The 18,859-nt window shown below is 59.3% G+C and carries 16 protein-coding genes; 15 read left to right on the top strand and 1 reads right to left on the bottom strand.

Annotation, left to right across the window (positions count from 1 at the left end; genetic code table 11):
* Window positions 1-147: 147 nt before the first annotated feature.
* The 3 genes from BM235_RS24825 to BM235_RS24815 all read left to right on the top strand — a co-directional run bounded on the left by BM235_RS24825 (window position 148) and on the right by BM235_RS24815 (window position 2,992).
* Window positions 148-807, top strand: coding sequence for a glycosyltransferase family protein (locus BM235_RS24825; protein ID WP_090116948.1), 660 nt, complete (start codon window positions 148-150; stop codon window positions 805-807).
* A 45-nt stretch (window positions 808-852) separates the two neighbouring features.
* A complete protein-coding gene (locus BM235_RS24820; RefSeq protein WP_199408965.1) occupies window positions 853-2,130 on the top strand; it encodes a family 16 glycosylhydrolase in 1,278 nt (425 codons plus the stop codon).
* 91 nt (window positions 2,131-2,221) lie between these two features.
* Window positions 2,222-2,992 carry a MerR family transcriptional regulator gene (locus BM235_RS24815; RefSeq protein ID WP_090116947.1) on the top strand — a complete coding sequence of 257 codons (771 nt, stop codon included), beginning with the start codon at window positions 2,222-2,224 and terminating at the stop codon, window positions 2,990-2,992.
* 159 nt (window positions 2,993-3,151) lie between these two features.
* Here BM235_RS24815 and udk read toward each other — a convergent pair whose 3' ends face one another.
* Entirely contained in the window at window positions 3,152-3,766 is a 615-nt protein-coding gene (gene udk, locus BM235_RS24810; protein ID WP_090116946.1) for a uridine kinase, read from the bottom strand.
* 299 nt (window positions 3,767-4,065) lie between these two features.
* Between udk and BM235_RS24805 the strand changes: the two genes are divergently transcribed.
* The 12 genes from BM235_RS24805 (at window position 4,066) to BM235_RS24750 (ending at window position 18,829) form a co-directional block, all read left to right on the top strand.
* Window positions 4,066-5,958, top strand: a complete 1,893-nt coding sequence (locus tag BM235_RS24805) for a sensor histidine kinase (protein WP_090116945.1) — start codon at window positions 4,066-4,068, stop codon at window positions 5,956-5,958.
* Window positions 5,959-6,073: 115 nt separating this feature from the next.
* Entirely contained in the window at window positions 6,074-7,495 is a 1,422-nt protein-coding gene (locus BM235_RS24800) for a spore germination protein (protein ID WP_158544094.1), read from the top strand.
* On the top strand, window positions 7,492-8,586 hold the full coding sequence (locus BM235_RS24795; RefSeq protein ID WP_090116943.1) for a GerAB/ArcD/ProY family transporter: 1,095 nt from the start codon (window positions 7,492-7,494) through the stop codon (window positions 8,584-8,586). The genes BM235_RS24800 and BM235_RS24795 overlap by 4 nt, the downstream gene beginning before the upstream one ends.
* Window positions 8,583-9,692 carry a Ger(x)C family spore germination protein gene (locus tag BM235_RS24790; RefSeq protein WP_158544096.1) on the top strand — a complete coding sequence of 370 codons (1,110 nt, stop codon included), beginning with the start codon at window positions 8,583-8,585 and terminating at the stop codon, window positions 9,690-9,692. The genes BM235_RS24795 and BM235_RS24790 overlap by 4 nt, the downstream gene beginning before the upstream one ends.
* A gap of 104 nt (window positions 9,693-9,796) precedes the next feature.
* Entirely contained in the window at window positions 9,797-10,306 is a 510-nt protein-coding gene (locus BM235_RS24785; protein WP_090116941.1) for an SRPBCC family protein, read from the top strand.
* A gap of 402 nt (window positions 10,307-10,708) precedes the next feature.
* The gene (locus BM235_RS24780; protein WP_090116940.1) at window positions 10,709-11,572 is read left to right on the top strand and encodes a DUF72 domain-containing protein; all 864 of its coding nucleotides are present in this window, start codon (window positions 10,709-10,711) and stop codon (window positions 11,570-11,572) included.
* 115 nt (window positions 11,573-11,687) lie between these two features.
* Window positions 11,688-12,638 (top strand): ArsR/SmtB family transcription factor, encoded by a 951-nt coding sequence (locus BM235_RS24775; RefSeq protein WP_090116939.1) that lies wholly within the window; start codon window positions 11,688-11,690, stop codon window positions 12,636-12,638.
* 177 nt (window positions 12,639-12,815) lie between these two features.
* Window positions 12,816-14,189 carry an ABC transporter substrate-binding protein gene (locus BM235_RS24770; protein WP_255374584.1) on the top strand — a complete coding sequence of 458 codons (1,374 nt, stop codon included), beginning with the start codon at window positions 12,816-12,818 and terminating at the stop codon, window positions 14,187-14,189.
* Between the two features lie 84 nt (window positions 14,190-14,273).
* Window positions 14,274-15,164: a carbohydrate ABC transporter permease gene (locus tag BM235_RS24765; protein WP_090116938.1), complete on the top strand. Its 891-nt coding sequence runs from the start codon at window positions 14,274-14,276 to the stop codon at window positions 15,162-15,164.
* Window positions 15,164-15,973, top strand: coding sequence for a carbohydrate ABC transporter permease (locus BM235_RS24760; RefSeq protein ID WP_090116937.1), 810 nt, complete (start codon window positions 15,164-15,166; stop codon window positions 15,971-15,973). The genes BM235_RS24765 and BM235_RS24760 overlap by 1 nt, the downstream gene beginning before the upstream one ends.
* Window positions 15,970-17,058 carry an acyltransferase family protein gene (locus BM235_RS24755; RefSeq protein WP_090116936.1) on the top strand — a complete coding sequence of 363 codons (1,089 nt, stop codon included), beginning with the start codon at window positions 15,970-15,972 and terminating at the stop codon, window positions 17,056-17,058. Before BM235_RS24760 ends, BM235_RS24755 begins: the two co-directional genes overlap by 4 nt.
* A gap of 19 nt (window positions 17,059-17,077) precedes the next feature.
* Entirely contained in the window at window positions 17,078-18,829 is a 1,752-nt protein-coding gene (locus BM235_RS24750) for a glycoside hydrolase family 2 protein (protein WP_090116935.1), read from the top strand.
* The last annotated feature ends 30 nt before the right edge of the window (window positions 18,830-18,859 follow it).

The raw sequence follows: 18,859 nt of genomic DNA, 5'->3' as shown, positions 1-18,859 counted from the left end.
CCGATCCATTCGGTTTACGGGCAGCCTTGTTTAATTTGCGGAGAAAGCATCGATTTTTAAGACAAATCGAAAGAATGTCAGATTGGAACGGATAAAGCCTTCAACTAAGATTTTTGTGTAAGCGCTTTATGCGGAGGGGGTGATGTCATGCGAAAAGGGCTGTATCCGATCTGGATAGGCGGGGCGTTCCTTCTCTTGCTGCTCTTGGCGGCTGGCTGCAGAAACGGGACCGTCGTCCATGAAGCGGCATCGATCGAAGGCGGCATCAATCAAGCGGAGGAGGATGCGAAGCGGCAGGAACGGGACAGTCAGTCGCTATGGTTCGTCATCGACGATAAGGGGGCGAAAATACGTCTCTTATCGGACGGCGATCCCGAGGTGATGGCCGTGCACGAATTGATCGGCCTCCATTCGAAAGTCGTCGACAACTTTGATTACCGGACGTTGAAGGCCGAGGCCGAGTTCAGCTACTATGCGGACGGGTTCAAGCAGAAGCTCCGGGAGGAGGGCTACCCGGAAGCGCTGCGGCGGATGTATGCGGACAACGGCATCGTCATGAAGCTGGGGCAGTTGGCCTGGTACGAGATCGCGTTTCATGAGGACTTCAAGACGGCGCGGGTCAAGACGGAGAGCGAGCTCGTCATCGAGCAGTGTGCGCAGAGCTATCTGGACAAGTCCAAGCTGAAGCGGGGACAGACGTATGTTCAGCCGCGAATCGTAGACCTTGTGAAGGAGGGATCCGAATGGAAAATCGCGCGAATCGATAAAGGGCCTTTCGTCGAAAAACAGTCGGCGCCTGTAGGCTGAAAAATGAGGCGGGCGAATCACGTAAATTAAAGGAGGCGGATATTGATGAGACTCAAAAGGTCGCTGTTAAGCGCAATGTTTAGTTTAGGCATGGTGCTGCTGCCCGCGCTGCAAAGCGCCGCTGCAGCCGATTTTCCGGCGAATCCGACGGTCAAGAGCGGTTACACGCTCGACTTTCAGGAAGAGTTCAACGGCTCGACTCTGGAATCGGCGAAGTGGCTGGACTACTATCTGCCGCATTGGACGAGCACGCGCGAAAACGCAAAAGCGCGGTACACGATCGCAAACGGCGTGCTCACGGAGCGGCTGGATGCGGATACGCCTTCGTGGAACGCGCAATACGACAGCACGGTCAAGATCTCAAGCATCCAGACCTACGAGAAGGATTGGTGGCACCGCTTCAACTATTCGATGCCCAACGACCATCACGAGCCTGACTTTAACGGCTACAGCACGAAGTACGGATACTTCGAGATCAGAGCGAAGGAGTCGAACGTCGGCGGAGGCGGCCATCAAGCTTGGTGGATGGTCGGCACGGAAGATACGAGCAGCGGCTCGAACAATTCCGAGGTCGACATCATCGAGACCTTCTTCAGCAAGCCTCAGACCTGGCGAATCGCTGCGTACGGCTGGGGCGATCCCACCTTCCTAAGCGCTTGGACGCTTTACGAGGACCCGGTGCCAAGCGGCACGCCGTCGTCCGAATACCATATTTACGCGATGGACTGGACGCCGACCTCATTGAAGTTTTATTATGACAATCAACTGTACAAGACGATTAACGACGCGCCGAACATGAAGATGGGCATGATCCTCGGCATCTACACCGACGCGGGCTCGGGCGTTCACAACAACGTGTGGCCCAAGGCATGGAGCGTCGACTACGTCAGGGTATGGAAACTGAACGGAGGCTACACGGAGCCGCCGTCCAGCGGATACTATCGGATTAAAAACCGTCAAACGGGACAGTACATTCATATCGAAGATAAAACGGGCAAGGCCCAATACGGCAGCGTACCCGTAACGTACTGGAGCTCCCAGTGGAGCAAAGAAACGGCCCCGGACGGATATGTCCGCTACAAAAACCGGTGGAACGGACAGTACCTGCATACGGCGGACTTGAACGGAAACGTCCAATACGGCGACGTCCTGGCGACCGATCAGAGCAGTCAGTGGAGCGAGGAGAGCGTATCGGGCTATTTGCGGCTGGAAAACCGCAGCTCCGGTCAATATATGCATACGGAGCAGTTGACGGGATACGTCCAGTACGGCGCGGTTCCGAGCACCTATTGGACCAGCCAGTGGACGTTCGAGCCGGTGTAAGCGGCGACAAGCGCTCGGAAAGCTTTTAAAAAAAACAATTGACCTTCACGTTGCGTCAACGTTTACAGTAGAGTCGTCGGGAGGCGATCGCATGGAATACACGGTACAGAAGCTGGGCAGGCTGGCGGGCGTAAGCGGCCGAACGCTGCGGTTCTACGACGAGATCGGGATTCTGAAGCCGGCCAGAATCAGCTCGTCGGGATACCGTATCTACGGGGCCGCGGAGGTCGACAGGCTGCAGCAAATTCTGTTCTACCGGGAGCTCGGCGTCGGATTGGACCGGATCAAGGAGATCATGGGCGATCCGGATTATGATGGCGTGCGGGCGCTGCGGCTTCATCGCGAGGAGCTTCTCGAACGAAGGGAACGGCTGGATGCGCTGATCGCGAACGTCGAGCGCACCATCGACGCCCGTGAAGGAGGAAAAGACATGAGCGACGAAGAGAAGTTCGAAGGCTTCAAGGATAAGCTGATCGCGGACAACGAGGCCAAGTACGGCGCGGAGATCCGCGCCAAATACGGAAACGAGACGGTCGACGGGTCGAACGCGAAAATGCGCGGCATGAGCGAGGCGCAGTACGAGGAGATGAACAAACTGGCGGCCGAGGTGCTCGAGTCGTTGGCGGAGGCGTTCAAGGCCGGCGATCCCGAAGGGGAAGCCGCACGGCGGACGGCGGAGCTGCACAAGCGTTGGCTCTCTTACTCCTGGAGCAGCTACTCCAAGGAAGCCCACGCAGGGCTCGCGCAGATGTACGTCGATGACGAGCGATTCAAGGCTTATTATGAGAAAGAGCCTGGCATGACGGCGTTCTTGCGGGACGCGATCGTGGCATACGCGGGGCGAAGCGACATCGAGGCTTAACGCAGGCGCATAGCTCAAAAACGGGATGAAGCAGAGGCAAGCTCTGCTTCATCCCGTTTTGTGTTGTGCTTAAAGCTCGGCGAGCAAAAGTAACGCTGACGAAGACTACTTTCGCTGTTCCCGCCGTTGGGCGAGCAAAAAGCCCGATCCCAGCACCGGCTAGCCGTCCAAATACTTCTCCGTCAGCACCGTGAGCAGTTCGATGCCGACCTGGTTGTGCCCGCCTTCGGGCAGGATCAGGTCCGCGTACTTCTTCGACGGCTCGATGAACGCCTCGTGCATCGGCTTGACCGTCTCCATGTACTGGCGGTACACCGATTGGATCGTCCGCCCGCGCTCCTCGATGTCGCGCACGACGCGGCGCAGGATGCGCACGTCGGGATCCGTGTCGACGAATACCTTGATGTCGAGCAGCTCCCGCAGCTTTTCCTCGTACAGCACGTGGAGCCCTTCGAGGATGACGATCGGGTTGGGGAGCAGCGCCTCCCGCGCGTCGGCAGACCGGCCGTAGAAGCCGAAGTCGTACACCGGCGCGTATGCCGTCCGCCCCGCCTTCAGCATGCCCAGATGCTCGACGAGCAGGTCATTGTCGAACATGAGCGGATGATCGTAATTCATCCTGGCGCGCTCTTCTATGCTCAGATGCGGATAGTCCATGTAATAGCTGTCCTGCGAAATAAACGTGACCTTGCCGGCGCCCAGACGTTCGATGACGGAGCGCGCGACGGTCGTCTTGCCGGAGCCCGTGCCTCCGGCGATGCCGATGATCAGCATAAGTACGATCAACCTTCCCGCTTGCCCGGATTGAAGGGCTATTCTCGATTTCAGTATTGTAGCATAGGCCGACGGCTGATCGCAGCATGCTTTCCGACGCAAAGTAGGTCTTTTCGCAGGGGAGTATATTCCTGTATACTTAAAAAATGAATGTCGACCCAGGTCGGAAAAATAGGATTTGCCATTCCTTTTGAAAACGCTGTCGTATGATAGACTGAAACTAGCGATTTGCGGATCCATCCTAAGTTAATCTACCAAAAATGGGCCCATGACGCTGCACAGCCCGGGAAGGATCTCCGATGACAGAGCTCCATGGCACTTATTATACGCCGCTGGTTGTTTTATCGGTGCTTATTTCCGTATTATCCTCCTACTGCTCCTTGCTCGTCTATGAGCACGTGCTGAAGCTCCGGGGAAGCTACCGCAATTTGTGGCTGCTGCTAGGCTCGACGGCCATGGGGTTCGGCATATGGTCCATGCATTTTATCGGCATGCTGGCCTATCATCTTCCCGTTGATATCCGTTACCACCCGGGATGGCTCGCGATCTCCATCCTTTTACCCGTATTAGCCGTGTACGCGGCCTTCCGAATGATGGCCCGCAATCTGGCGAGCAATCTCTCCATGGCGATCGGCAGCTTCTGGCTCTGCGTCGCCATCGTCGGCATGCATTACAGCGGCATGGCCGCGATTCGCATGCCCTATGACCAGCGCTACGACTGGCTGCTGGTCGCTGCATCGATCGGCATCGCGTTCGCCGTGTCCTTCGCCGCGCTCAAGCTGTCCCACGCCAATCAGCAGAAGGGACAGGCCCCCAGCCAAGGCGCCAAGATGCTGCTCTCCCTCTTGCTTGGCGCGGCCATCGCAGGCATGCACTATACCGGAATGGCGGCCGTCTCGTTCGCGGGCACGGAAGCCGAAGCGGCGCATGTACGCGAGACGACGGAGCGGATGCAGGCGGGGAACGCCTTGCTGGCGGCCATCATCGGCGGTTCGATGCTCTTTATCTTCGTGCTGGTCGTGGCCAGCCAGATTCTGGACAAGCGGCTTGCGCTTCGGATCGCGGACTCCAGCCAACGAAGATACGATTCGATTTTCGAGCATCATCCCGATATGGTCTGCCTGTACGATCCGAGCGGACGTATCCTTAAGGCGAATCCCGCGGCGGAGCGGATCATGGGGTATGCGGCGTCCGAGCTGCCGAGCAGGTTCCACAAAGAGATGGTCAATCCCGAAGAGTTCGAGCAGCTCGAAGCTTGCTTCATGGCCGCGCTCCGGGGCGAATCGGGCACGGTGGAAGTGACGGTGCGTCACAAGGCCGGGCATCTGCTCCATCTGAGCTGCACGATGGTGCCTTGGGTGGAGGACGGGCGCGTGCAGGACATTTATACGATATCCAAAGATATCACCGGCAGTGTCGAGACGGAGCGCCAGCTGCTCGCCGCCAAGCGGGACGCGGAGGAGGCGCTGCGCGTCAAGAGCGACTTCCTGGCCGTGATGAGCCACGAGATCCGCACGCCGCTGAACGGCGTGATCGGCATGAGCTCGATCCTGCTCGAGACCGAACTCAGCGAGGAGCAGCAAGAGTTCGTGCAGGTTATCCAAGGCAGCGGCGCGCTGCTGCTGTCGACGATCAACGACGTGCTGGATTACTCCAAGCTCGAAGCCGGCAAGATGCAGTTGTCGATCGCGCCTTTCAGCTTGCACGGTCTCGTGCGGGATACGGCAATGCTTTTCCAGACCCAATGCAAGCAAAAGGGGCTGGAGCTCGCTTGCGCGGTCGAAGAAGGCATGACCGATGCGGTGCTCGGAGACGAGCAGCGGATCTGCCAGGTGCTGATCAACCTGGTCGGCAACGCGGTGAAGTTCACTGCCAAGGGCGGGATCGAGGTCGCGGTGCATCCTGCCGGGCACGGCGTGGAGGAGGCCGGACAGCGCGTTCGCTTCGAGGTCCGGGACACGGGCATCGGCATTCCGGGCGAGGAGCTGGAGCACTTGTTCCAGCCGTTCTACCAGGCGAAGAACGGCCGCGCAAAGCGACACGAGGGGACGGGCTTGGGCCTCGCGATTTGCAAGGATCTCGTGGACATGATGGGCGGGACGATCTCCGTGACGTCCGCTGTCGGAGAAGGGACGTGCTTCGTCTTCGAGCTGCCGCTGGAAGCGGCATCGTTCGAAGGTCCGAACGCTTAAAAGGCCGCTGCAGCGGCGAAACGTCAGGACGCTCGAACAAGCGGTATAATACGGCCCTCCTTCCGGAATAATGAAGGAAAACTTGCGGCGCGCGGACCGCAAGGGAGGGCTGAGAATGAGCGGTCACCGAAAGCAAACCCTATGGCACGCGCTGCAGCCCGTTCCCGGAGGGGATCTGCTTGCAGGCTTGCGCGGCTCGTTCGACGGCATGGCGGACTTCGAGGCGGTACGCCTCGGGGAGGCGGCGCCGGGCGAGCTCTATTTGTGCTACCTGTCTACGATGGTGGGATCGGAGCATCTCCTCTTCTCGCTGGACCCGGCCTTCGGGGAGGCGGACGCTTCTCTCGTGGAGCGGTACGTGGGCACCAAGTTCGCGGAAGGCGACTTGCCTGCTTGCGTGGAGGCGCTTTGCCGCGGCGGCACCGTCCTATGCACGCCGTCGTCGGCGTCCGGCATTATATTAGAAACCGCGAATTGGCAGCAGCGAAACGTCACCCAGCCGCTGACGGAAAACGTGATCCAAGGTCCGATGTACGCGTTTAACGAATCTTACCGCACCAACGTTGCTTTGATGCGACAGCGCATGCGGACGCCGAAGCTCAAGCTGTGGGAAACGACGATCGGCTGCGAGACCTCTACGCGGGCTGGCGTTTTTTATATGCAGGACCTCGCGGACCAGGGCTTGGTGGACCGCGTGAAGGAGCGATTCGCCCGGATCGAGACCGACGGCATTCAGGATACGGGCCAGCTGCTGCGCCTGCTCGGCGGCAAGTCGCTGCTGTTCCCGCTCGCCGTGACGACGGAGCGGCCGGACCGCGTCGCCGGCGCGCTCCTAGGCGGGAAGATCGCGATCGTGCTTGACGGTACGCCGCTGGCCATCGTAGCGCCAGGGGCCTTCACCGATTTTTGGGAAGCGGCCGAAGACCGGAATTTAATGCCGTTTATCGCCGTATTTTTGCGCACGCTTCGTTTTATTGCGTTAATGACCAATCTGTTTTTGCCGGGCTTCTACGTCGCGATCACGTCCGTCAATATCGACGTGAACCGGCTGGAGATCAGCCTGGCGGCCGCGGGAAGCCGGGAGGGGGTGCCCTATCCGGTGCTCGTGGAGACGCTGCTCATCCTCTTCCTGCTGGACTGCATCGTAGAAGCGGGCGTTCGCCTGCCGCGAACGATCGGCGCCACCGTCACGATGGTGGGCGGCGTCGTGCTGGGACAGGCGATCATCCAGGCGAACATCGTCAGCAACCTGCTCGTGATCGTCGCGGCGACGACGGCGCTGACGAACTTTATCGTCGTAGACTATCAGATGGGCCTCGTCCTGCGCGTGCTGAAGTACTTCGTACTGCTCGGAGCGGGCGTGCTCGGCATCCTCGGCCTCGTGCTCTGCTTTGCGATCATGGTCATTTTCCTTTCTCGTTTGGAATCGTTCGGGGTCTCCTATCTATCCCCGGCGGGGCCGCGCGCCCGCGTGTATAAGAACGAGTGGCTCACGCGGCTCAAAGGAACGAAGCGGTCGAAGGAACGGCCGGGATGAACGATTCGAAGCTCCGGCTGTCCGACGCCCAATACTTCATCTTGCAGCTGGCGGTTTTCGGCGCGACCTCTTATTTTCTGTACCCGTATCTGATCTTGCATACCGATGGGGGCAGTTATTGGATGCCGATCGCGACGGGATTGTTGGCGGGCATCCTCGGCGCCCGGCTGTTCTCCGGCATGATGGCGCAATATCCCGGGCTCGACGCGTTTGCCTCCGTGAAACGCGTGCTGGGCTGGCCGGGATTGCTGTTATTCGCGCTTCCGTACAGCTGGTACGCATGGCGCGCCATGACGATGATCGCCCGCGCGCATGCCGAAATCGTGTCGATGACCATTCTGCATACGACGCCGCTCTGGATCCTCCATTGTACCATTCCGATCGCGACGCTGCTGGCGGCGGGAGGGGTGGCGTCCATCGCGCGGGCCGCGGCCGTGTTCGTCATGGTCGGCATCCCCGTGACGGTGGGGATCACGCTGCTCGGGCTCAGCAATCTCGACTTTACGCTGCACGAGCCTTGGCGCGCGACCGACTTTTCATTCCTGGGCAGCAAGACGTTCTACACTTCCTCCTTCGTTTGGGTCGGCTTCCTGTACTTGTGCTCGTGCGGCCATCATGCGCGGAGCCCGGGCAAGCTTTGGCGGCCTTACGCCGTGGCGGCCCTTTGCTTTTTTCCGGCGCTCGCCGGCGCGATCTATTTGCCCGTGCTGACGTTCGGCGTCGGATTCGCCAAGGCGCTGACCTTTCCTTTCCTGTCCAAGCTGGACTCGATCAGCCATTACTGGCTGGTGGTCGAGAACCTGACGGCCGTCTTCGTCTCGGTCGTCATCCTGCTCGTCATCCTGACGCTCAGCCTGTTGTTGCACAGCTTGGTCTCCGCGCTTCGGGCGCTCCTGCCGTTTCTTCCCTCCCGCTTCTCGTACATCGCCGTCGGCGCAGGCACGTACGTCTCCGCGCAGCTCATTCCATCTTGGGAGTGGATCGAGAAAGGGATCTGGGCCGATACGCCGGTTCGGATCTATCTCGTTCTGTTTCCGTCGGTCGTATGGCTGTGGAGCCGACTGGCGAGCGGAAGGCGGCAGCGCGCATGAAGGGTCGCAAAAAGCTGATGCGTTGGCTGGCCGTCCTCGGGATGCTCGTTCCCCTGTCGCTTCTGCAAGGCTGCTGGGATATCCGGGATATCGACAACCGCATGCTAGTTGCCGTGCTTGGCATAGCGAGGGAAGACGATCAGGGCGTAAAGATTTGGGTGAGATTCCCGCTTCCGCATTCGCCGCTCGGAATCGGGAACGGCGACAAGGACTTTTTGACCGCCAGCCAGCGAGGCGATACGGCTTCCGACGCCTTGGACAAGCTGCGTGCCCGGATGCCCAAGTATCTGGATTTGTCGCAGACAAGAGGCATTTTCGTCGACAGAGGGCTGGCCGAGGAAAAGGGGGTCTACGATTGCCTGGACTTCGTCGTGCGCGACCGGATGCTGCCCATTAACGCGATACTCGCCTTGATCGAGGGCGACATGGGCCAGCTCTTTCAGCGGCCGAACCCGTCGGGAGAGCTATCGGGCGTGTATACGAGGCTTTTTTTCGAGAATTACGCCGGCGGCACGCCTCAGAAAAATAAAGTCGCGCTTTGGGAAGTATTTAGCCGGCATTACAACCCGCTCCAGCAGAGTCTGGTGCCGCTGCTCGTCAAGGACGAGTCCTTTCAGTTCAATCTGAAAGGCAACGCTTTTTTCGGCAACGACAAGATGGTCGGCTGGCTCACGCCGGAGGAGACGCTGATCTACGAGCTCGTCGCGGACCGGATGTCTCCGTTCGAGATCGAGACGGCCGGGGGCGCCAACGTCAAGGTCGAAGCGTCGAGAGCTCAGATACGCACGGGATGGGCGTCGGGCAAGCCGGACATCCGTATTCGCATTCGCGTCACGATGAAGCTCATGGATTCGTCCCACGCTTCGCCGATGTCGACCCGGACGATCGAAGAAGAAGTGAACAAGCTGCTCGAGGAGCGCGCGGTCCGCGTATTCGCCAAGACGCAAGCCAAAGGCTCGGACGTCTTCGGCTTCGGCAACCGTTACCGTTCGTCGCTGACTGCAGGACAATACAAGGAGTGGGCCGACTTGTACAAGCGGGCATCGATCACCTTGAAGGTGGAATCCAACATGCGCAACGTCGGCCTCAAGCTGCTGCGGGATTAAACGGCTTGCGCGATCGCGGGTGGCGGCGGTTATCCGCGACGGTCGGTCATCTTCGGCTAAAGTGGTTAAATATCAATGATATAAACCGTTAGCAGGAGGTGCGTATGAGCGATTCGATCTATCGGTTCGAGCATGCCTGGCGCGTGAATCGGGATAAAGAGAGGCTGTGGGCGTTGATCGGCGACTTCCGGTACGACGATTGGTGGCCGAACGTCAGGATCGAGCGGATCGCGACGGGCGCATCCGGCGACGGCTTGGGCAACGTCTATGCGTCCGAGTTTCGTCCGGGGCTGCTCTACGCGCTCAAGCTGCGGGTGTCCGTCGTCGAGAGCCGGCCGCCGACCGCGGTCGCGCTGCGCGTCGCGGGCGACTTGGAGGGGCGCGCCGTCGTTCGACTGCACGGCGTAGGACGCGCGACGGAGGTGCATGTTCTGATGGAGCTGGAGACCAGGCGCGGGTGGATGTCCGCGCTCGCCCCGCTCCTGCGTGACGTCTTCGTACGCAATCATCGGCGGATGATCGAAGATGGCATCGCGGGCCTGGCCGCCTACCTGGACGCCGATATCGTGCCGGGCAGCGTTCATGCGCCGTATCGCAGGCTTGCGCGAGGATGAGGTTTGTACGCCATGTATGGATGGTACGCATCGTACGCAAAACAAAGAGACCGTCCGAAGACGGTCTCTCGTACCCGAGCGGCGCTGCTTGATTGAACCGTATCCCGCGCCTCCAGCCGGATTAGAGACTGGACCGGGTAAGGGATACGTTCAACATATGGGAACTAATGTTGACGCACCTCCTTTCCTGTAACAGCATTCTATCACAGTTCCGCACCAAAAAGATAGTCTATTTAGAATAATCAGAAAATAAAAGAGTAAGCCGGTTCGGGCATTGATAGGATGCCATACGAGCCGGTTTATTTTGATGGCGCCAAGCGGCAGCCAAAATCGGTCGTTCATCCAACGCTCCGGCGTGTAAAATAGACGTAAGGATAAATTTGGGGCAAGGAGGCGGCGGCGATGATCCGAATCGGACTGACGGGCTTCGGCGATCACGAGGAGCTGTACGGCAAGCTGAAGTCCGGGGAGCGGCTTCGCGAGTACGGCAAGCACTTCGACGTGGTGGAGATCGACAGCTCGTTCTATGCGGTGCCGTCCGTGAAAAATACGACCAAGTGGACGGCGGACACGCCGGACGGCTTCAAGTTCGTCGTGAAGGCTTACCAGGGAATGACGGGACATCTGCGCGGCAAGAAAAACTACTTCGACGACGAAGAAACGATGTACAAAGCGTTCCATGAAGCGATCGCGCCCATGCGGGAGGCCGGCAAGCTGGCGGCCGCGCTGTTCCAGTACCCGCCCTGGTTCGATTGCACTCGCCAGAACGTGGACCTGCTGCGCAGGACGAAGGCATACATGGGCGACGTTCCCTGCGCGCTCGAGCTGCGCAACCGGAGCTGGTACTCTCCGGAATTCAAGGAGAAGACGATTGCTTTTATGAAAAAAGAAAACTGGATCCATACGATCGTCGACGAGCCGCAGGCGGGAGAGGGCTCGATCCCGATCGTGCCGGTCGCCACGACGGCCGACATGACTTACGTGCGGCTGCACGGGCGCAACGAAGGCGGCTGGCATGCGAGCGGGAATCCGGAATGGCGCAAGATGCGTTACCTGTACCGCTACGACGCGGAGGAGCTCGCCGAGTGGCGCGATCGGCTGCTCGCGCTGGACAAGGAGACGGACACGGTGTACGTCGTGTTCAACAACAATTCGGCCGGAGACGCAACGCCGAACGCCAAGGCGCTCATGGACATGCTGGCGGGCGCCGATCCCGAAGAAGCGGCTGCGCAAGCGGACGAACGCTATCCGGTATCGGTCAGTTAGAGGCATCGGAATCTATTTAAAACAAAAAAATAGTTTTAATACAAAATTATTGATTATATCCATGCCTTCATGTAGAATTTTTGTTGAAAAGAACATTTGCGAGGACGGGGAAGGCATGCTGGAGCTGAGCTTTAACGATCCGGACGGGCTGGTCAAGGTATCGCACGCGCTCTCCACGCGGTCTCGCGTCGATATCCTCAAGCTTCTGAGCACCAAGCATATGAACGTGGCGGAGCTTGCGGAGACATTGGGATTGCCGATGTCGACGGTCGCGAACAACGTCAAGATTCTCGAAGCGGCGAACCTGATCAATACCGAATTGCTGCCCGCTTCCCGCGGCGCCATGAAGGTGTGCAGCCGGAACTACGACGATATTCATATCGCCTTCAGCCTGGAGAAGACGATGCCGAAGAAGGCGATCGACCTGTACGAGGTCGAAGTGCCGATCGGCCACTATACCGACTGCGAGGTTCAGCCGACATGCGGCATGGCCAACGCGGAGGGCATGATCATACGGGAGGACGAGCCTGCCAGCTTCTATCATCCCAAGCATATCGGAGCCCAGATCATCTGGTTCCGCAAGGGCTACGTCGAGTACCTGCTGCCGCTCGAGCTGCCGCCCAAGGCACGCATCGAAGCGCTGGAGTTGTCGGCCGAGATTTGTTCGGAAGCGCCGAACTACGATAACAACTGGCCCTCCGACATTTCCTTCTGGATTAACGGCGTCGAGATCGGCGTATGGACCAGTCCCGGGGATTTCGGCGACCGCAGGGGCAAGCTGAATCCGCCGTGGTGGCTCGACTGGACGACGCAATACGGCTTGCTGAAAACCTGGAGGATCGACGGCGACCGGACTACGCTGGACATGGAGCGGATATCGGGCGTCAAGCTGGGCGACCTGAATCTGATGCAGCGCCCGAACATTCGGCTGCGCATCGGCGTGAAGCCGGACGCCGTACATGCCGGCGGGGTGAACTTGTTCGGCAAGCAGTTCGGCGACTATGAGCAGGATATCGTCATGAGAGTGCATTATTCGCTAGAAGATAGCTTAACGGGCGACCTTTAATTACAGATTTTCTGTAATTGAAGGTCTTTTTGTTTCTTTTTAATACAAAGAAATGGTTTGAAACCGTTGACATGGTATGTTTCAGAAGTTATTATAGGCACATAGATACAAAATACATGTAATAAAACAATATTGTTGTTTTGTATCTAATTACTTAAGGATTAAGGGGAGGCAAACATGAAGAAGAGCTATAGTTTGTCCGTAACGGCGTTACTCTCGGTATCCCTTATGTTGAGCGCCTGCGGGGGCAACAACAACAATGGCGGCAACGCATCTCCGGCCGATTCGTCGGCGCCCGCATCCTCGGCGCCGGCATCTTCGGCGGCGGCTTCTGAAAGCGCTGCACCCGCCGATAACGGCGGCAGCGGCGAAAAGGTCAATCTCAGCTTCTGGACGCTTTTCGACGGCGGCGACGGCGCGAACATGCAGGCGCTGGTCGACGAGTTCAACAAGACGCATCCGGACATTCAAGTGAAAAACACGAAGCTCGTATGGGGCGAGTACTACACCAAGCTCATTACGGCCGTCGGCAACGGAACCGGTCCGGACGTCGGCATCTCTCACACGTCCCGCTTGCCTGACCTGATCGACCAAGGCGTCGTGACGTCCTACGACGACGTCTCCCAAGACGCGGGCGTCGACTGGAGCACGTTTAACCAGAATCTCCTGAACGCGACGGTGGTCGACGGCGAGCACTACGCGGTGCCGATCGATACGCATCCGTTCATTATGTATTACAACAAGAAGCTGCTGAAGGACGCCGGGCTGCTGGGCGACGACGGCAAGCCGGCGATGGAGCAATCCGCGGACGGCTTCATCAAGTTCCTCGACGCGCTGAAGGCGAAGCTGCCGGCCAAGACGACACCGTTCGCGCTGTCCAACTCGAACGACGATCCGTACCGCCTCTGGTGGGCGCTGTATTCGCAGCTCGGCGGCAACGACGTCGTCGCCGACGATCTGAAGACGGCCGCCGTCGATGCCGACAAGGGCGCCAAAGCCGCCGATTATATTCAGAAGCTGTACACGAACGGCTATATCAAGAAAAACGATCCGGACTTCTACAAGAACTTCCAGAGCGGCACGGCCGCCATCATGATGACCGGCGTATGGGCGACGGGAACTTGGGAGTCGACGAAGGGTCTCGAATTCGGCGCTATGCCGATTCCGAAAATCTTCGACCAGCCGGCGACCTGGGGCGACTCGCACACGATCATCCTGCCGACGACCAAGGCGAACGATCCGGCCAAGCGCAAGGCCGCGGCGATCTTCGCGAACTGGATCGCGGACAACGGGCAGATCTGGGCGAAGGCGGGCCATATCCCTTCCAAGCCTTCCGTGCTCGAGAAGGAAGAGTTCAAGGCGCTGCCGTACCGGAGCGACTATGCTTCCGTCGCCGACACCGTCAAGTTCAGCAAGCCGTCCACCAAGGTCTGGCAGATTCGCGACAACAGCTCCTTCAAATTCCTGAACGAAGTGTGGGCGGGCAAGATGACCCCTGCGGACGCCATGGCCAAAATGCAGGAGGCCACGCAGAAGATTCTGAACGAGTAGAGCTTGCATAGCGGCGCCAGTCGAGCTTGCGGTTCCTTACGAGCCGCAAGCTCGCCCGGCGATCAGGGATGAGGTGAAGCGCGAATGAGAATGAACAAGATGAGAGCGGACGTGCTTGCCCTGCTGTTCCTGCTCCCGTTTTTGGCCGTATACGGCTTATTCACGATCTGGCCGATGGTCAAAGGCGTTCAGATGACCTTTTACAAATGGACCTTGATCAAGAAAATGAAATACGTCGGCTGGGACAACTACAGCAAAATGTTCCACGATCAGGAAGTATGGGCGGCCATCTGGCACTCCGCGATATTCGTCATCCTGACGACGCCGACGATGATCGTGCTCGCGATTCTGCTCGCGATGATCGCCAACCGCAAATCGCGGCTGCAGAAGCTGTACCGCAGCGTGTTCTTCCTGCCCAGCGTGCTGTCGGTAGCGGTCGCCTCCTATTTGGGCCTTTTTGTTTTTCAGCCGTACAACGGCTTCGTCAATACGCTGCTCCATCTGATCCGGCTGCTGCCAGAGAATCGCGAGATCTTCTGGCTGACGGAATTGAGCCTGTCCTGGATCGCCCTTACGCTCATCACGCTGTGGTGGACGGTCGGCTTCAACTTTATTCTCTACCTGTCGGCGATGCAGGACATTCCCGACGAGATCGTCGAAGCCGCGAAGCTGGACGGCGCGAGCGACTCCGTGATCTTCTGGAAGATCACACTTCCTTATCTGACGCCGATTACGAAGACGATCGCGATGCTGCAGATCATCAGCTCGTTCAAAGTCTTTTTGCAAATCTATATCATCACGGGCGGCGGTCCGCTGGACAAGACGAGACCGATCATCCAGCTCATCTACCAGACCGGCTTCCGCAAGAACGATCTGGGCTACGCGGCTACCATGTCCTACATGCTGTTCGTCATCCTGCTCGTACTGTCCGCCATCCAGTACTTCATCAACAACCGGAAAGGAGCGAATGCCTGATGTGGAAGTGGATCTATCGGATCGTATCCGTCTTGTTCGGCTTCCTGTTCATCGCTCCGATCGTCTGGATGCTGGTCGTCTCCATTAAAAAGGAAGGCATGAAAATCGTCACGCTCGTCGACTGGTTCACGCCGCCGTATTCGTTCGCCGTATACGACGATATTCTGAGCGGCACGAAGCTGTCCAACTGGATGTTCAACAGCTTCTTCGTCGCGATCTGCGTCACCCTATTCACGGTCGCGTTCGCGGCGATGGCCGGGTTCGTCATGTCGAAGCTGCCCTTCCGCTATAAATCGGCCATGTTCTTCCTGGTGCTGTCGGGGCTGCTCATTCCCGGCGAGGCGATCATTATCCCGCTGTACCAGGTCGCCAAGGATATGAGCCTCTTAAACTCTTATCAAGGCCTCATCATACCGGCGCTCGCGTCTCCGGTCGCCGTCATCGTCCTGAAAAGCTTTTTCGACGGCGTGCCGAACGACCTGCTCGAGAGCGTGCAGATCGACGGCGGCGGCACCTGGCGCATTTTCACCCAGATCATGCTGCCGCTGAATCGGCCCGCGCTCGCCTCGATGGCGATCCTGACGTTCATCGGCTCCTGGAACAACTTCCTGTGGCCGTTCCTGTCGGTCACGGACGACAATCTGTTCACGCTGCCGATGGGGATCCCGACGCTAATGAGCCAATACTCCGAGGATTACGTGAAGCCGATGGTCGTCAACACGATCTCCTCGATCCCGATCATTCTGCTGTTCATTATTTTCGAGCGTCAGATCATCAAAGGCGTCAGCCTGTCGGGAATCAAGGGATGAGCGCGCAGCAAGCGGTCAAGCGACGGGAGCGGGCCGTCGACCTGTTCAAGGGCCTGCTCGTCATCGGCATGGCGTACTGCCATACGCTTCAGTTTTTCAGCGACCAGCAGGTATACCCGAACGGCCAGCGGTTCATCGACGCGATCAACCTGATCACGTTCTCCGGCTTCGTGTTCGCCTTCGGCTATGTGTCGCAGCTCGCCTATTACGCGAAGACGTTCCGCAGGGCGGCGCCTCGCATGCTGGCCGCGGCGGCCAAGACGCTGGTCGCCTTCTACTTGTCCGGCACGGCCTACCGCGTGTTCATCGACGGACGCGGACTGACCTGGGCGAACATCAAGCCGATCCTGCTGCTGGACGACATGCCGGGCTGGTCGGAGTTTCTCGCTTCCTTCACGTACTTAACGATCGTTGGACTAACGCTTTTCGTGCCGCTGAAGAAGCTGGCGGAGCGCAAATGGCTCGGGTCCGCGGTCGCCGCGGCGCTGCTGATGACAACGTGGATGCCATACGGCTCCATTCATACGACGCAGCTCGGTCCGCTCATCGGGACGCGCGATTTCGCGTCGTTCCCGGTCCTGCAGTATTTTCCGTATTACATCGTCGGCATGCTGTTCGCCCGCCATCGCATGGCGTGGGATTGGAGAGTGCTGGCAGGCGCCGCCGCCTTGACCGGCGCGTTCCTGTGGAAGTGGCTCTCGGCCGAGGGCCAGGCGCTGCCCGGCAGATTCCCGCCGACCGTCTGGTGGATCGTCGGACCCGCGCTCATCCTCTACGGGTATTACCTGCTGTCGAAGCTGATGGAGCGCTATCCGGCCCCCTTCGCGCCGATCGAGGCGATGGGCCGCAACGTGCTGTGGTTTCTCGTGATGAGCAATATGCTCATCTTCGCGTTAAAGAGCAAGCAGCCAGACTGGATGATTAGCGCAGCGGACGGATGCTGGATGGCGCTCGCGCTGCTGACCGTCGTGTCCTTCAGCGTATGGATCGTCACGAAGCCGTCCGGAGGCCGACCTCCGGCGGGAAGAGAAAGCCGTCCCGCTGCGGACGGCACGACATCTACGAATATGTCATCATCGGCATAGATAAAGGAGCAGGAGAGAAATGACTGAACAATGGCGCAGCGAATATCCGCGTCCGCAGTTCGTCCGGGAGCAGTGGATGAGCCTGAACGGGGAATGGGAATTCGAATTCGACGACGCGCGCGTCGGGGACAAAGAAGGCTGGTACGAGCGCGGGACGTTCACCCGCGCCATCCGCGTGCCGTTCTGCTACCAGAGCGAGCTGAGCGGCATCGGCGACCCGTCGTTCCATGACGTTGTCTGGTACCGCCGGACGTTCGCGCTGCCGGATGCGTATGCGGGCAAACGGATATGGCTGCACTTCGGCGCGGTGGATTACGAGGCTTCGGTATGGGTGAACGGCAAGCTCGTCGCGACGCACGAGGGCGGGCATACGCCGTTCCGAGCCGACATTACCGACGCGCTGAAGGAGGGGGACAACGTCGTCGCCGTCAAGGCGGTCGATTACAGCCAGGATGTCACCCTGCCTCGCGGCAAGCAGTTCTGGGAGGAGAAGTCCGCAGGCATCTTCTATACACGGACAACGGGCATCTGGCAGAGCGTGTGGCTGGAGCCGGTATCGCAGACGCATATCTCCCGCGTCCGCATGACGCCGGACATCGATCGCGGCGAGCTCAAGCTGCAGACGTTCGTCGGCGGCTTCGCGCCGGAGCGCGACGTGACGCTGGAGGCGACCGTGTCGTTCGAAGGCCGATTCCTGTCCCGCGACGCGTTCACGATCGCGCGGGAGTCGGAGAGCCGGTCGATCGGCGTTCACGACTTCAACGATCACGGTCTCGGCCGCTGGTGGAGTCCGGAAAAGCCGAACCTGTACGATCTGAGGCTGCGCCTACTGGTCGACGGCGAAGAGGCGGACCGCGTCGACAGCTACTTCGGGATGCGCAAGATCTCGGTCGAAGACGGCGTCGTGCAGCTCAACAATCGCCCCTATACGATGCGGCTCGTGCTGGATCAAGGTTACTTCCCGGCGGGACTGCTGACCGCGCCGGGCGACGACGATCTGCGCCGGGACGTCGAGCTGACGAAGGAGATGGGCTTCAACGGGGCGCGCAAGCATCAGAAGATCGAGGATCCGCGCTACCTTTACTGGGCGGACCGGCTGGGCCTGCTCGTATGGGCGGAGATGGCCAATTCCTATCATTTCTCGGAAACGTACGTCGGCCGCGTGACGAGAGAGTGGCTGCAGGCGGTCGAACGGGATTACAACCACCCTTCGATCGTGGCGTGGGTGCCGATCAACGAGAGCTGGGGCGTCACCAACATCCTGGTCGACGGGCAGCAGCAGCAGCACGCGCTCGCCATGTACCACATGACCAAGTCGCTGGATCCGATGCGGCCCGTCATCTCCAACGACGGCTGGGAGCTCGTGCGGACCGATCTGGTCACGATCCACGACTACGAATGGCGCCGGGACGTGCTGGCCGACCGTTACTCCGCGCTGGACAAGGCGCTGTCGGCCCGGCCGGGCAACCGCTTCATCCTGGTGCCAGGCTACGAATATGAGGGTCAGCCGCTGCTGCTCACCGAATTCGGCGGCATCTCGTTCCGGAAGAGCGACTGGGAGGGCTGGGGCTACTCCGGCGCCGAGGACGACGAAGACTTCGTTCGCCGCCTGCGCGACGTGCTGGAGCCGGTCCGCGAAGCGCCGCTGATTCAAGGCTTCTGCTACACGCAGCTGACCGACGTCGAACAGGAGATCAACGGCCTGTTGACCTACGACCGTCAGCCGAAGGTGCCTCTGGAAGAGATCCGCAAGCTCGTGCAAGGCGACTGACCGAAGCGTTGACCGGCAATAAGCGACGAG

It is taken from the genome of Cohnella sp. OV330, from assembly GCF_900112065.1.
In the GTDB taxonomy this organism is placed as follows: domain Bacteria; phylum Bacillota; class Bacilli; order Paenibacillales; family Paenibacillaceae; genus Cohnella.
The sequence above is the reverse complement of the archived record's forward strand: the minus strand, read 5'-3'. Positions and strand labels throughout refer to the sequence as shown.